Below are 15,675 nucleotides of genomic sequence, written 5' to 3' on the forward strand. Positions count from 1 at the left end.
TCCTATGCCAAAACATAGAAAACAAAGCAAAATAAAGATTTATAGAATAACAAGCTATAAAAAAGACAAGCGTTCTGAATTAGACTCTGACAAATTTGAACTAGAACAGCAGGACAAGCATGATATACAAGACAAACAGGACAAACAGGATGAGCAGAATAAGCAAGATAAGCAAGTACAATCGGAAAATGTAACTATAGTACCTACAGATTCACACAGCTTAGATGTGTGGGATGAAATTTCTCTAAAGGAAATACAAGCTGGTGAACATACGAGCCTATTTGAAGAAAAGAGTAATTATCAAAATATTAATTTAGTCCAAGTAAACGATGTTCGCTTATACTTGGACAAGCAACTACAATTCAGTTCCGTTGATGAGCAAATTTATCATGAAGCACTTGTACATCCGATTATGGCAAAAGTAATTGATCCAAAACGTGTTCTCATATTAGGTGGTGGCGATGGCCTTGCCTTACGAGAAGTTTTGAAATATGAAACTGTGCTACATGTAGACCTTGTTGATTTAGACGAGGCAATGATTAATATGGCACGTAATGTTCCAGAAATAGTATCTTTAAACAAAAATGCTTTTTTTGATAATCGTGTGAACGTGCACGTATGCGATGCAAAAGAATTTCTAAATTCACCTTCATCTTTATACGATGTAATCATTATTGATTTTCCAGACCCAGCGACAGAATTATTAAGTACTTTATATACAAGCGAACTATTTGCTCGTATAGCTACATTCTTAACAGAAGATGGGGCTTTCGTCTGTCAATCTAATTCACCTGCTGATGCACCTCTAGTATATTGGAGTATTGGTAATACAATTGAACACGCTGGATTAACTGTGAAGAGTTATCATACAATCGTTCCTTCTTTCGGAACTGACTGGGGATTTCATCTTGCTACTAATTCTGCACATGTACTCGATCAAATTGAACAATTATATGTAGTACCAACTCCTCGAACATTGCCTGCTCTTCTTTTTCCTTTATTTCAATTTAAAGAAGAACATCTAGAACAACGTAACCTCGCTCTTTTAAATTCAGAATCAAATCTTATCTTACATCAATGCTACAAACAGGAAATGAAGTTTTGACAATATTATAATAAGGAGTGCTACCCTATGGAATATTCTACTTTTGGCAAGCATATAATAGTAGATTTGTGGGGAGTGGACTTTTCCCTATTAGATGATATGCACTTTTTAGAATATCATCTAGTTACAGCTGCAGATTACTCTGGTGCCCATGTTTTAAACGTAAGTAAAAAAGAGTTCCAGCCATATGGTGTTACTGTATTAGTGTTATTATCAGAAAGCCATCTTTCCATTCACACTTACCCGGAACAAAATTTTGCGGCTATTGACTGTTATACTTGCGGTACAACCGTTGAACCACAAATAGCGATTGATTATATCGTAAATATATTAAAACCGGAACGGATGCATATAAAAAGATTAATTCGTGGTATAGGAGAAATTGTTACTGCCGATTAATTATAACTCTTACTCATCCGAAAAAAGGAGGATTGTAAAATACCATCAGTGGGATGAACATTCCACTGATGGTACAGGCACATACATAAAATGAAATTTTAATTAGTGGAAGTTTTACTGCCCGTTAATTCGAGATAAAAAAACCTTGCATAAGCAAGGTTCATTCATCCACCGACATCTTCCTATATAACTCTACAAACTCACTCGCTAATTCTTTCACCGTAATTGCATTCATTAAATGGTCTTGTGCGTGTACCATTAAAAGAGTAACTTCGGTCTTTTCACCACCAGCTTCTTTCTGGATAAGCTCCGTTTGTACACGGTGCGCCTCTTTTAATTCCTCTAGTGCTTCTTGTAATTTAGCTTCAGCTTCTGTAAACTCCCCACGCTTCGCACAATCAATTGCTTCCATTGAACAACTTCTCGCGTTTCCCCCATGCAAGATTAAATGAAAAGCTTTCGTCTCTATCGTATCCATTTTAGTTCTTTACTCCCCCTTTTCTTCCGCCAGTTTTTGTTTATCCCATATTTTTAAGAACGGTAAATAAATGAAGAATGCTAGCGCAAAGTTAACAAGTTGTAAAATAACACCTGAAATTTTCCCGCCCGATCCTAAATATCCACTAAAAAGAATAGGTGTCGTCCAAGGTACAGCGGCCCCACTCGGACGTGCGACCCATCCCCATTCCATTGCAAAGTACGAAACAATTGTTAACACAACTGGAACTAATATAAATGGAATTAGTAAAAGTGGGTTCATCACAATCGGCATACCAAAAGTTACCATCTCATTAATATTAAATATACCAGGTGCAATTGACAATCTCCCTAAACTTTTTAATTGTTGACTTCGTGCAAATAGTAACATTCCGACAACTAGAGCAAGCGTTGCACCAGAACCGCCCATATAAATCCATAAGTCAAAAAACTGTGCCGTAATCGTATTTGGTACATCTTGCCCAGCTTGAAAAGCGACTCGGTTTTGATCCATTAACGACAACCAAACGGGGCTCATTACACCACCAACAATAGTAGCACCATGAATTCCACACGACCAAAGAACATGAACGAGAATAACTGCTATTATTGCGCCCCAAAGACTAGCACCAAGTACACTAAGTGGTTCCTGTAAAATTTGTCCTACAATATTATGGATACTGCCAAAAGAAGTATTTTCTATAATTAAGCGTAAAATCCAAATAACTGTTACAACAATAAATCCTGGAACAAGTGCTGCAAATGAACGCGTGACAGCTGGTGGAACTGTCTCTGGCATCTTTATAATTATCTTTTTTTGTACAATAAATCGATACAGTTCAGTAGATATAAGTGCAATAATCATTGCTACAAATAACCCTTGGCTTCCCATTAATGCAGCTGGGATAGCGCCTTCTACAAGTACACTTTCTTTTGTACTTGGTATAATATATGCAACTTGAAATGGCGTCGCAAGTAAAAACGTCACAAGCGACAATGCCCCGGATGCTAAAGCATCCACTTTATAATACTCTCCAAGCCTGTAAGCGATTCCAAAAACAGCTATTAAAGCCATTATATTAAAAGTTGCACTAACTGGATACCCTAAAGCTCTCTGCCAATTCTCACCAAACAAACCTGCCATAAACTCGTTATATCCGGGTATTGGCAGTGCACTAATAATGAGGAAAAACGATCCAATAATTAAGAAAGGCACTCGTTTTCATAATTCCATCTCGAATTGCTTGCAACTCCCTATGCTCTGCAACCTTCCCTGCTACTGGCATCACGTACTTCTCTAAAAACCGTATCATCTATCCCACTCTCCTCATGGTTTCATTGACAAAGCTGCTTGCAAGATAGCTTCTCCATTACAAAGTCCGTAATGAACGGATTGAATGACATCAACAGGTATCCCTTTATCCTTACATAATTCTTTCATTTTCGGTAATAAATAACGTACTTGCGGTCCAAGTAAAAGGACATCAGCTTTATCAATATGACTATTCACTTCAGAACCTGATACTGCCCAGATTTTCACTTCTATCCCTCTTGCCTCTGCTGCTTTCTCCATCTTTGTAACAATCAAACTGGAAGACATTCCCGCTGCACAGCAAAGTAAAATATTCATCCCGCTTCCCTCCCCTTTTTTCTCTACCTAAATTATGGTGCACTCCTTGCCACCACTAGGTTACAAATATATATGTCTAGATTTCCTGCTGTATGCCGAGCTTAAAAACAAAAATTTCTTGGTTTTCGCGCTATTCCATCTATCCGTATTCTCCTAGTAAAGAGAACTCTAACTCGCTATAATGATTCAGTATGACTTTTTTTAATTGATAGGAGGATATATTTATGAAGGCATATCGCTTTCCACTTATTTTATTATCTTCTATCCTAATTGGTGGTTTCATTGGTTATTTCATGGGTGCCGATGCAGTTGCTTTAAAGCCGCTTGGTGACATTTTCTTAAACTTAATGTTTACGATTGTTGTACCTCTAGTGTTCTTTAGCATCGCATCGTCTATTGCTAATATGGATGGATTAAAACGTTTCGGTAAAATTATGTCTAGTATGGCTGGGACTTTCTTATTTACAAGTATTTTAGCTGCTATTTTTATGATTATTGTTGTGAAAATATTCCCGCCAGCACAAGGTGTTGTACTAGAACTAACACAACCTGACAAAGCCGGCAAAGCTGTTAGTGTTGCAGATCAAATCGTTGGTATTTTAACAGTATCTGACTTCTCGAAGTTACTATCTCGTGAAAATATGTTAGCTCTTATTTTCTTCTCTATCTTAATGGGGATTGCAACTTCAGCAGTTGGCGAAAAAGGAAAGCCATTCGCTACATTCCTACAGGCTGGTGCAGAGATTTCAATGAAGGTTGTATCTTTCATTATGTACTACGCCCCAATCGGACTTGCTGCTTACTTCGCAGCATTAGTTGGTGAATTCGGACCACAACTTCTTGGAACTTACTTCCGAGCGGCAATGGTATACTATCCAGCTTCTCTAATTTATTTCTTTGTATTCTTCACATTCTATGCATACCTTGCAGGTCGCAAGCAAGGTGTACAAGTATTTTGGAAGAACATGGTCTCTCCTACAGTTACATCACTTGCAACTTGTAGTAGTGCCGCAAGTATTCCAGCGAACTTAGAAGCAACGAAGAAAATGGGTATTTCTTCAGACGTTCGTGAAACAGTTGTCCTTCTTGGTTCTACACTTCATAAAGACGGCTCTGTTTTAGGTGGCGTATTAAAAATTGCTTTCTTATTCGGTATTTTCAACATGGAATTCGAAGGGCCGAAAACATTAGCAATCGCACTTGTTGTTTCTTTATTAGTAGGAACAGTAATGGGTGCTATTCCAGGCGGTGGTATGATTGGTGAAATGTTAATCGTATCTCTATACGGTTTCCCGCCAGAAGCACTGCCAATTATCGCAGCAATTAGTACAATCATTGATCCACCTGCAACGATGTTAAACGTAACAGCAGATAACGCTTGTGCGGTAATGACAGCTCGCCTTGTAGAAGGTAAGAATTGGATCAAAAACAAATTTGCTTAATAGAAAGAGGATGCTCGTTTAGAGCATCCTCTTTTTGTCTTTATTTATTGATTAGTCGATACCACTCATTCTCTCTCGCCACAAATTTGTTAAAATCTTCACAAATATTCCACATCCATTATCCATTCTCCGTACTATAATCATGTATGGAAAAGGAGATGGAAACGATGACACAAAGCGCACCTGAATTTAAAGTTTTGCAAAGCATTGCATTTCTCGCTGTCGTTTTGCAAAGTTCCTTATTATATACAATGAATCAAGGAAATGTCTTACTTGAGCAATCCCTCATTATGGGCATGCTATTTAATCTTGCAAAATTCTCAGCACCAGCATTCATATTTATCGTTGGATTTCACTTAATTCGTCACTATACGAAGCAATTAGTATATAAAGAATATATTTCTGAAAAAGCGACACACTTACTCATTCCTTATTTCTTTTGGTCTATTCTTTACTTATTAACAACAAATGATCTTATTACATTACAAGGCGGAATAAAAAGTTTATTACTCGGAACAGCCGCGCCCCATCTTTGGTACGTTATTATGATGTTCCAAATTCACTTATTGTTCCCTTTACTATGCACACTTTTTTATTGGTTTCAAAAACGAACAGAAAATAAAAAAGACATATATAAATATATGACCTTTTTCGCTTGCCTATATTTTCTATTAATGTGGTTCTCTTCTCACTATATTTTTAATGGAGAAAAATTAACAAGCTCAACAATTTTACATTATACAGATCGATCATTTCTATTCTACTCATTCTATTTCGTTATGGGTGGCATTGCCGCTGTACCACTAAAAACTTGGCGTCTATTCGTCATGAAACATATCCCGCTTATAACAATATTATTTTTCATCTTATTTTTATTCATCAATTATGAGTTGTTTAGTTTTTACGGAGCAAACTCTATTCATTTAACTGTTTCTACCTATTTAAAACCATCTATGTTTTTATATATCGTATGCGAAATTATCATACTGTATGTGTTATCTATTATGATAGTACAGCGTCGTGGTTTCTTATATAAAACGTTACGTTTCATTGGAAATTACACGTATGGTGCTTATTTAGCTCACTTATTCTTCTTGCAACTATGCACAAAGTTTCTTTCTTTATTCACACTGCAAGAAAATACTATATTATATAGCCTATTACTATTTGTGTTAACGGCTATTATCTCTATTTCAACAATGGTCATTTGTAGCACAATACCATTTCATACTTGGATTACAGGTCCTTCTCCTACAACAAAGATGAAATGGACGAAGGTTGTATTCCGAAAAAATCATAAAAAACTATTCAAGCCATATATTTGATATAATGATACGCATATAAAAAGAAAGCGAGAGACACCTATGATTAATCAAGTTGGACAAATTATGCTATATGTAAATAACCAAGACGAAACAGTACAATTTTGGACAGAAAAAGTAGGGTTCCAAATCATTGCGGAAGAAAATAACGGAAATGGCTTCCGCTGGATTGAAATTGCACCGGCGAAAGAAGCAGGAACAAGCATCGTCCTTCACGATAAAGCGTTAATCGCGAAGATGCAACCTGAACTAAACCTAAATACACCTTCACTTATGTTCTTCTCAAATGACTTAGACCGTCTATATAAAGATCTTTCTGAGAAAAATGTCACAGTTGGACAGGTTGTAGATTTACCTACTGGTAGAGCATTCAACTTTGCTGATAATGAAAATAATTACTTTGCAGTAATGGAACGTAAATAAAAAATAAGCTATCCGAAAAAATCGGATAGCTTATTTCATCTTAAGAAACTTGTTCTACATTCGTTTCTCTATGCTGTATATGACTCGTGATCCAAGCAATTCCACCGGCAACAACGAGATAACATAACAATATTAAAATTTGCATTTGTAATTGCGACCAATCTCCTAAAGAAATAACATCTTGTAATCCTCTAAGAGAATGAGACATTGGGAGAAACTGTCCAATTTTGCTAAGAACAGCTATGTTTAATTCTCCTGGGAAAGTACCTCCGCTCGTCGCTAATTGCAGGACAAGAAGGGTTACCGCTAAGAACTTTCCAACAAGACCAAATACTGTTACTAACATAAGAATAAATGTCATGAACGTAAAGGAAATAACAATACTTGATAAAACAAAGAGTGGCACACTTGCGACTTCTAATTTCATAACACCTAGCACAACTACATCTACGAGTAGCGCTTGAATAAGTCCAATTAAATATACCAATCCTAGTTTATTAATAAAATGTACCGTTCCGCTTACCTTCATATTTTGTCTGCGGCCAAGAGGTAAAATATTCGATGCCATAATTCCGCCAACATAAAATGCAAGTGATAAGAAATATGGCGCAATGCCTGAACCGTAGTTAGGCACGTCAGAAACTGTTGACTTCACTAACTGAACTGGCTCTGAGAACATCGTATTACGTGCATCATCATTACGAACATCCGCTATCTTCTCTGCGCCCTCTCCCAATTTCGTAGAAAGTTCTTTCGCACCATCATCAAGTTTAACAAGTCCATTTGTTAATTTACCAGCACCGTTATTCAGCTCCGTTCCACCACTCGCAAGCTGATTTACACCTTCTTGCAATGATGTAAACCCATTTCCCCACTTCGTAAATCCATCAGCCAAATTCGATGCACCATCTGCTATCTTTTTCGTTCCAGCAGTAGCTTCATTTAACTTAACTCCGAATGTATTCATGCCTTCTTCAATCTTATGTTGACCGTCAGCAATCTTCTTCGCACCTTGTGTCAATTGTTGTTGGCTATTATTTAAATTATTTGTTGCTTTAGCTAGTCCATCAGACGTAGCAACAATTTTTTGAAAAGCGGGATCTTGCTGCACTTCTGGATGATTTTTCACGTAATCTTCTAATTGTTGTTTTACGCTATTTGCTGCATTGTCCGCTTTCACTTGCCCTTCAGCAAGTTTCTCACTTCCGTTCACCCATTCATTTGTACCAGCACTTAATTCACTAACCCCTGATTGTAAAGTTTTTTGACCTTGCGTCAATAACTCCATCCCGCTATGAAGTGAGGTTGCTCCTTGACTTAGCTCATTCGCTCCATCAGTTAAGGCTGATTTGCTAGAAGCAAGTTTTTCACTTCCCTCTTTCACTTTTGATGTCCCGTCACTTAAACGATGAATACCATCTGCAAGCTGATTTGCTCCATTTCTTGCTTCTGTCGTTCCTTCATGTAACTTCCCAGCACCATTACTTGCATCATTCAACCCTTGTGCTAAGTCTTGAAACTTTGAAAAGACACCTTCTGTATAAGATTTTGTAATACTATTTGAAATTTTTGTTTTCATATTTTCAACAGCTGTCGTTCCAATTTGCGCTGCTACAAAGTTTTTACCCGGATTTACTTTGTACTGAAGCTGCGCTGGCTCTGGTTTCTCATCCATAAGTGTACTTACCTTTTTAGAGAAATCCTCTGGAATCGTAACAACCATATAGTACTTATCTTCTTTTAGCCCTTCATCAGCATTTTTTTCTGATATGAAATGAAAAGCTAGTTCCTTATTCTCTTTTAAATTTTTCACAAAATCGTCTCCTGCACGAATTGTTTTCTCATCCATCGCAGCACCCTTATCTAAATTTACAATCGCAACAGGTAATTTATCTAATCGTCCGTACGGATCCCAATATCCAGCTAAAAAGAATCCTGAATAAATTAAAGGAACGATTAATAAAAAAATTAAAGCGATACGTCCATGTTTATGGTGCCACATCGCTTTCCAATCTTTAAATATAAGTTGAATTCCCTTCATGAAACATACTCCTTCTCCGAATTTAACACCATTACAATGGTTTAACAGATTTACTATACACGTCCATTTTCATACTGTATAATACATCTTTAATTATCAATCCATTCCTTTTGGTCTATAGAAAGGGGAGTCAAAATGGAACTTCTTCAACTAAAATACTTTCAAACAGTTGCACGATTAGAACATATGACAAAAGCCGCTGAAGAATTGCATATCGCACAGCCTTCACTCAGCAAAACAATTGCTAGACTAGAAAAAGACTTAGGCGTCCCGTTATTTGATCGCCAAGGTCGACAAATTACATTAAACTCTTTTGGGAAAGTATTCTTAAAACGAGTAGAGCGCATTTTTCATGAATTAAGTGAAGGTGAACGAGAAATTAAAGATTTAGCTGACTTACAACAAAGCTCTATTACGCTGGCTGTTTCTATTCCAAGAATATTACCCGAACTAATTGGTTCTTTTTTACTAGAACATCCTAACGTTCGATTCCAACAGTTTCTCGCATCTACTCCTTCTATGAAACGACAACTAGATAATATAGAAATTGACTTTTGCATTTCTTCTGTGCCAATTGAAGGCGAGGAGATTATTTGGGAACCACTTATTACAGAAGAAATTTTCTTAGTCGTCCCTTCAGGCCACCGTTTATCAGAACGTGAAAGTGTATATCTGCATGAAGTAAAGGACGAACCGTTTATTAGTATGAACACTGGTTATGGATTTCGGCACTTAACAGATGAATTTTGTAAAGAGGCTGGCTTCACTCCACATATCGCTTTTGAAGTAGATGAACCAACCGTGATTAGCGACCTTATTAAGCAAGGCCTCGGCATTGCTTTTGTCCCAAGTTTAACTTTATTAAAAAACTCTACTTTAGCATTAAATAAGTTACGTATTATTGAACCCATTTGTAAGCGAACGATTGGCTTAAGCTGGTCAAAAAAACGTTACTTATCGAAAACCGCTCAGCAATTCCGTGAATTCGTGATTGATTACTTCTCCAATATTAGGACGTAAAATGATATCAAAAAATAAAAGGTGCTATCCCCATAGGGTGGCACCTTTTATTTTTCACTCTTCTCTAATTCTATTTCAGCTAAAAGCGGCAAAACATTATCAAAAATATGCGTATTGTTATTTTCGCCTGTTACATATCCACCGTAATATCTACTAAATACGTTGTCATTTCGGAATGTGGCCATATGATCATACAATTCCTTCGCAAACTTTGTATCACCTGTTTGTAGTACGTACAAAATCGTTAGTCCATACGCGGCCGGCGATTCATAATTCACAGTTTGTTTTCCCGTTTCTAAATTGTAACGACCGTATAGCTTTCCATCCTCCTGGAACTTCTTCTTTATAAATTCCAAATAAGCAGCTGATGAAAGACCACCTAAACTTCGATGATATGCAACGTATGATTGGTCAATAAGATTCACTTCTTTATCGTACGTAAATGTACCATCTTCTTTATACTCTTTTGGGAATGCCCAGCCATGCCTTGGATAATCTGCTAAAAATTGAACGACTTCCTGATATTGCTGAGCAGAAACTTTGCCGTACTTCTTCATATAGGAGAATGCACGCGGATTTATGTATGATGTTGTTACAAAATTATTTTGTTTCCCTGCATCTGCATCATAATAATCAACATAATAATTATCTTTTTTATTATAACGAAGTACAGCATCACTTAATTGATCGGCAAGGTTTTTATAACGCTCTTCCTTATACATTTCATAAGCACGATATAATTGTTCTATAATACGAAGATCATCTATAAGTGCATTTGTAGCTGACTGCCTCTCTCCCTTTTCAGAGAGTTTCCATAAAACGATATGATTCTTATATATGAAATTATCTTGAATAACCTTTACTTGCTCATCAAATAACGCCTGATCATCTTTATCAAGTGTATACTGTAACCATAATCCCGCCGATTCTGATAAAGCTTCGCGTCCCTTAGCTTCACCCGTACCTGCCTTAGTATCTACTAAACGATACGTGGCAAGTGTTCCATTGTCATTCACCATATGTCTTAAAATAAAATTTTCTGTACGGTTTCCTTGTAAAGCTGACCAAAATACAATTCCACCTAAAGCGATTAAGAAGATAACTCCAATCCCTATATATAAACGTTTCCGCAATCTTTTCACCTCCCTAGTAAGGCTAACCTTAATTTTATCAGAACATACATAAATTTAAAAAAGACAATCTATTAGATTGTCTCCCGCATTTCTATCCCCCGCAAACCTCTTTAGAAGGTTTATATAGCGATTGTACAAGTCGATCATATTCACGACGTGTAATTTCTTTATTATATAGCTTCAATAATAAATCTCTATGCTCTTTTGAAAATGCCATCTTTTTAATGACTTCAGGATACATAAAACACCCTCTCCATTTCACATAAACTTCTTGATTCCGAAAAAAAGAACTTATGTTCGCATAAAAGATTATAAAAGATTCCTGAGCAAAAAACAAACAAAACATGACCAACTATTTATTTCTTTCTATTCAAAATATTACAACATTATATTATCATATTCACTTTTTAAATACATATATATTTTTGGTAGTTTTTTTGAATAAATCTTCCAATTCAATCAGAAAATAATGGCAAAAAAGAAGAGGAGTTTACATATGGATACGGTAACATTAGCAAGAGCATTTTTTGGTTCTTCATTAGCATTCCACATTATCTTTGCAACACTTGGTGTCGGTCTTTCATTGATGATTTTTATAAGCGAAATACTCTATCACTGGAAGAAAGACTCCGACTATGCCATTATGGCGAAAAGATGGACAAAGGCGTTTGCTATTCTTCTCGGTGTAGCAATTCCAACTGGAACAATTGTTGGTGTGCAAATCTCACTTCTTTGGCCTGGTTTCGCCAAAATTGTTGGGCAAGTTATTTCTGTTCCCTTCCAAATTGAGATTTTCGCCTTCTTTTTGGAGGCTTTATTCATGTCGATTTACGTATATGCAGCTGATAAACTTCCTCCATTTATGAGATTAATCTCGCTATTTTTCGTCATGCTTGGTGCCACGGCATCCGCCGTGCTCATTACATCAGCAAATACATGGATGAATACACCAGCAGGCTTTTCAATGAATCCAGATGGATCTGTTTTTAACGTTGATCCGTGGAAAGCTTTCTTTAATCCAAGTTTTGGCACAAGTGCATTCCATGTTGTTATTACGGCTTATGCAACTGGTGCGGCTGTCATTGCTTCTATCGCTGGATTTAAATTATTGAAGAAAAATTTAAGTACACGTGAAATTGCTTATCATAAAAAAGGGCTACTATTAGGGCTTGTCGTTACATTTATTACAGGCGCTACGATGTGGCTTTCAGGACATGAATCAGCGATCGCCTTACATAAACACTCACCTGAAAAACTTGCATCTGCTGAAGCTTTATTTGAAACGACATCACACGCACCGCTATCCATTGGCGGAGTTGTGGATCCCAATACACTTGAACTAAACTATGCACTTGAAATTCCCAACATGCTTAGCTTATTAGTGGGATTAGACCCTAGCACTGTCGTAAAAGGTCTAAAGGAATTTCCCCAAGAAACATGGCCACCATTTTATACACATACACTATTCAACTTAATGGTCGGCACCGCTGCGTTTACCTTTGCAGTTGCAGCAATTGCGCTCTTATATTGGTACTTCGTTTACCGAAAAAAGGGAACAGAACTACCGAAGTGGCTACTTTGGGGGGCTGCCGCATGCGGACCAATTATGATGCTCGGTATTGAATTCGGATGGATTTTCAGTTGTAGCGGTCGTCAACCATGGACAATTTATGGTATGCAACGTACCGTCGATGCATCTACACGCGCCGATTTCGTCGGTCCTTTATTTGTTTTGTTCATCATTTTATATATTGGACTCGCTATTTTAACAGTCATTGTTCTACGGACATTCTTTAGAAGACATCCATTAAAGAATGATTTACAACACCAAGGAGGCGATTCTCATGCATGAGGAAAGTATTGCAATCATCATCTTATGGGCCCTTATTTTCGTATACAGTATACTAGGGTCCATCGATTTTGGAGCTGGTTTTTGGGGCATGGTATACGCAAAACATCCGACGCTCGCTGCTAAACTTGCGAATCGGTACTTATCACCAACTTGGGAGGTAACAAATACGTTTCTCGTCTTCGTCGTTGTCGCATTTCTCGGCTTCTTTCCGAAAGCGGCCTTTACTCTTGCGACAGTAATGTTCGTACCAGTTATGTTAATTTTAGTGCTCGTTGCAGTACGTAGTACGTTTATGGTATTTGCTTACTCCTTGCCAAAATATCAGTACCTTCTTCGGGTTATTTCAGGTATTACTGGTCTCTTAATTCCAGCACTATTAATTACCGTTTTACCCGTTACAGAGGGAGCCTATATTACAATGTCTGAAGGAAAAGAAGTACTTCTGTATGGAAAACTTCTTTCTAGCCCGGTTATCTACTGTTATATGCTTTTCGGACTAACGTCTGAACTATTTCTCTCCTCTCTCTTTCTTGCTGATTTTGCGAGAGAACAAAGTTCAGAAGATACGTATAGAATTTATAGAAGAAATGCTATCATTCTTGGTCCTGCAACGCTCGTTACAGCAATCATCGCCCTCGTTGTAATGGACCCAGAAACACATTGGCTTATGCAAGGATTAATAAAGCAATTCCCGTGGTTTACAGTTTCTATTGTTTTATTCGTTATCGGATACTCGTCCCTTTGGTGGACAAACAAAAAATACAATACACTAGGATACCCTCGCATTGCCGTTTTAGCTGTCGTCGCTCAATATGCATTTGCAAGCTACGCTTACGGCGTCGCGCATTTACCGTATATTATTTATCCTGACGTAACTGTATTTACAAGCTTCACAACGACAGAAACGTTCTATGCACTGCTCATTCTATACGCAATTGGGATTGCAATTTTATTACCAGGATTTATTTTCTTCTGGAATTTATTCTTGAAGGATCGTACTTTTTTGAAGGAAAAATAATATAGTCTTGGAGTCTGTCCCAAAAGGCATTTTGGAATAGACTCCTTTTGTCATGTTTTGTCGATAAGTCGATATATTTTAAAAATCGCTGATATATTTTGAGTTGCGCCGATATATCTCCATAATCGCTGATATATTTTAAGTTGCGCCAATATATCTCCATAATTGCCCATATAAATTTCATTTACTATTTTACTGCCCCAATAATTTATAGACTCCTCTCATAATAGTTATTTCACTATTCGTGACACTTGTCCTTTAGCATGAAAAACACATATTCGGTTCATCTCGTTATACGTCTAGTTCTTCTTATTTTTTGCTGAATATACTACCAATATAAACTTGAGACAAGCTACATCTGTTCAAGGGAAAATAGAAAGGTAGGCAAAATATGAGCATTGAAATATGGATTACTATTATTGTATTCTTCTTAACGATGATTGTTATCTTTTGGCGGCCTCGCGGTTTAAATGAGGCGTGGCCAGCAGCAATTGGTGCTGGCATTATCCTAATTACTGGACTTGTGTCAAAACCAGACGTCATAGATATTGTTAGTAAAATAGGAGGGGCCTCCATAACAATATTAGCGACCATCGTCATGGCAGTTATATTAGAAAGCTTCGGCTTCTTCCATTGGTCCGCAGCGAAACTGGCAAATCTAGCGAAGGGTTCTGGACGCCGTCTATACTGGTATATTCAATTATTATGTTTTCTTATGACTCTTTTATTTAATAACGACGGTAGTATTTTAATTACAACTCCCATTTTAATTCTTCTTCTAAAAAACCTTCAATTAAAACCACATCAACAAATTCCTTATTTATTAAGTGGCGCTTTAATCGCTACTGCATCTAGTGCACCAATTGGTGAAAGTAATATCGTAAACTTAATTGCATTAAATATCGTTAATATGACTCTTTATATGCATACTGCTATGATGTTTGTACCTGCAACATTAGGCTTATTATTTATGTCATGGCTCATGTATTCAGTTTTGAAGAAAAAACTTCCGAAAAAATTACCTGTTTCTTCATATGATATTGAAGAAATTTTCTTCACGAAAAACTTCCATCCACTAAAAGGAAATAATTCTGTTGATACGAAACAAAAACGGACAAGATTCATGTTAAAAGTATTAGGTTTCGTCTTCCTGATGCGCTGTCTTCTATTCGTTGCATCCTTCTTATCCATCCCAATTGAAATCGTTGCAGTACTTGGTTCACTTGTTCTTCTCATTTGGAGATGGTACTACTTACGAACAAACCCTGTCGACATTTTGAAAAAGACACCGTGGCACATTTTAATTTTCGCCTTCTCTATGTACGTCATTATTTACGGACTCCACAACGCAGGATTAACAGCTGCACTTGTACAATGGCTCGAGCCAATTGTGAATCAGCATCTACTCTATGCTAGCTTTGCAATGGGCGGACTTGTATCCATCCTCTCTAACGTCTTCAATAACCATCCTGCCCTTATGATTGGTACAATCACATTAACAGAAATGGGACTAGATCCAGTCACATTAAAAACAATCTATCTTGCAAACATCATTGGTAGTGACATCGGTTCACTATTACTACCAATTGGTACACTAGCTTCACTCATTTGGATGTATATTCTGAAACAAAACAAAATTAAAGTAAAATGGAAAGACTATTTAAGTGTATCCCTTATCGTTATCCCGCTCACAACAGTCGTCACACTATTCCTCTTATTCTACTGGGTACATCTCTTCTTTGCCTTATAAACAACAGAAGCCCCATTTGCTACCGTCTTAGCAAATGGGGCTTCTTCTATAATAAAGTTAGGT

At 36.9% G+C, this 15,675-nt stretch carries 14 protein-coding genes and 1 pseudogene; 9 read left to right on the forward strand and 6 right to left on the reverse strand.

All coding sequences use genetic code 11. The annotated features are described in order from the left end of the window. Positions 1-4 precede the first annotated feature (4 nt). Together BC_RS25990 and speD are read left to right on the forward strand one after the other, a co-directional pair. On the forward strand, positions 5-1,105 hold the full coding sequence (locus BC_RS25990) for a polyamine aminopropyltransferase (RefSeq protein ID WP_001123965.1): 1,101 nt from the start codon (positions 5-7) through the stop codon (positions 1,103-1,105). 27 nt (positions 1,106-1,132) lie between these two features. Further along, the gene (gene speD, locus BC_RS25995; RefSeq protein WP_000456821.1) at positions 1,133-1,504 is read left to right on the forward strand and encodes an adenosylmethionine decarboxylase; all 372 of its coding nucleotides are present in this window, start codon (positions 1,133-1,135) and stop codon (positions 1,502-1,504) included. A 160-nt stretch (positions 1,505-1,664) separates the two neighbouring features. Here the strand turns inward: speD and BC_RS26000 are convergent, their stop codons facing one another. From BC_RS26000 to BC_RS26010, 3 genes and pseudogenes are all read right to left on the reverse strand, one after another. Further along, a complete protein-coding gene (locus BC_RS26000; RefSeq protein ID WP_000379645.1) occupies positions 1,665-1,982 on the reverse strand; it encodes a PTS lactose/cellobiose transporter subunit IIA in 318 nt (105 codons plus the stop codon). A 9-nt stretch (positions 1,983-1,991) separates the two neighbouring features. After that, positions 1,992-3,294, reverse strand: a pseudogene (gene celB / locus BC_RS26005) (PTS cellobiose transporter subunit IIC). Between the two features lie 14 nt (positions 3,295-3,308). Then, positions 3,309-3,611 carry a PTS sugar transporter subunit IIB gene (locus tag BC_RS26010; protein WP_001023543.1) on the reverse strand — a complete coding sequence of 101 codons (303 nt, stop codon included), beginning with the start codon at positions 3,609-3,611 and terminating at the stop codon, positions 3,309-3,311. 224 nt (positions 3,612-3,835) lie between these two features. Here BC_RS26010 and BC_RS26015 point away from each other — a divergent pair, with 224 nt between their 5' ends. The 3 genes from BC_RS26015 to BC_RS26025 all read left to right on the forward strand — a co-directional run bounded on the left by BC_RS26015 (position 3,836) and on the right by BC_RS26025 (position 6,798). Continuing rightward, positions 3,836-5,053, forward strand: a complete 1,218-nt coding sequence (locus BC_RS26015; protein ID WP_000649362.1) for a dicarboxylate/amino acid:cation symporter — start codon at positions 3,836-3,838, stop codon at positions 5,051-5,053. A 167-nt stretch (positions 5,054-5,220) separates the two neighbouring features. Beyond that, positions 5,221-6,378 (forward strand): acyltransferase, encoded by a 1,158-nt coding sequence (locus BC_RS26020; protein ID WP_000194336.1) that lies wholly within the window; start codon positions 5,221-5,223, stop codon positions 6,376-6,378. A 39-nt stretch (positions 6,379-6,417) separates the two neighbouring features. Beyond that, a complete protein-coding gene (locus tag BC_RS26025) occupies positions 6,418-6,798 on the forward strand; it encodes a VOC family protein (RefSeq protein WP_000610162.1) in 381 nt (126 codons plus the stop codon). Positions 6,799-6,838: 40 nt separating this feature from the next. Here the strand turns inward: BC_RS26025 and BC_RS26030 are convergent, their stop codons facing one another. Beyond that, a complete protein-coding gene (locus tag BC_RS26030; RefSeq protein ID WP_000676339.1) occupies positions 6,839-8,839 on the reverse strand; it encodes a YhgE/Pip domain-containing protein in 2,001 nt (666 codons plus the stop codon). A 135-nt stretch (positions 8,840-8,974) separates the two neighbouring features. On the opposite strand from BC_RS26030, the gene BC_RS26035 reads away from it, so the two are divergent. Then, positions 8,975-9,859, forward strand: a complete 885-nt coding sequence (locus tag BC_RS26035; protein WP_000421915.1) for a LysR family transcriptional regulator — start codon at positions 8,975-8,977, stop codon at positions 9,857-9,859. A 47-nt stretch (positions 9,860-9,906) separates the two neighbouring features. On the opposite strand, the gene BC_RS26040 is transcribed toward BC_RS26035, so the two are convergent. Together BC_RS26040 and BC_RS27810 are read right to left on the reverse strand one after the other, a co-directional pair. Next, on the reverse strand, positions 9,907-10,992 hold the full coding sequence (locus tag BC_RS26040; protein ID WP_001231659.1) for a hypothetical protein: 1,086 nt from the start codon (positions 10,990-10,992) through the stop codon (positions 9,907-9,909). Between the two features lie 91 nt (positions 10,993-11,083). Beyond that, positions 11,084-11,233 (reverse strand): hypothetical protein, encoded by a 150-nt coding sequence (locus tag BC_RS27810; RefSeq protein ID WP_000283180.1) that lies wholly within the window; start codon positions 11,231-11,233, stop codon positions 11,084-11,086. Positions 11,234-11,488: 255 nt separating this feature from the next. Between BC_RS27810 and cydA the strand changes: the two genes are divergently transcribed. The 3 genes from cydA (at position 11,489) to BC_RS26055 (ending at position 15,612) form a co-directional block, all read left to right on the forward strand. Continuing rightward, positions 11,489-12,844 carry a cytochrome ubiquinol oxidase subunit I gene (gene cydA / locus BC_RS26045; RefSeq protein ID WP_000381978.1) on the forward strand — a complete coding sequence of 452 codons (1,356 nt, stop codon included), beginning with the start codon at positions 11,489-11,491 and terminating at the stop codon, positions 12,842-12,844. Further along, a complete protein-coding gene (locus BC_RS26050; RefSeq protein ID WP_000544187.1) occupies positions 12,837-13,862 on the forward strand; it encodes a cytochrome d ubiquinol oxidase subunit II in 1,026 nt (341 codons plus the stop codon). The genes cydA and BC_RS26050 overlap by 8 nt, the downstream gene beginning before the upstream one ends. A 391-nt stretch (positions 13,863-14,253) precedes the next feature. Beyond that, complete coding sequence (locus BC_RS26055; protein WP_000021126.1) at positions 14,254-15,612, forward strand: arsenic transporter; 1,359 nt, start codon at positions 14,254-14,256, stop codon at positions 15,610-15,612. Positions 15,613-15,675 lie beyond the last annotated feature (63 nt).

Source organism: Bacillus cereus ATCC 14579, from assembly GCF_000007825.1.
In the GTDB taxonomy this organism is placed as follows: Bacteria; Bacillota; Bacilli; order Bacillales; family Bacillaceae_G; genus Bacillus_A; species Bacillus_A cereus.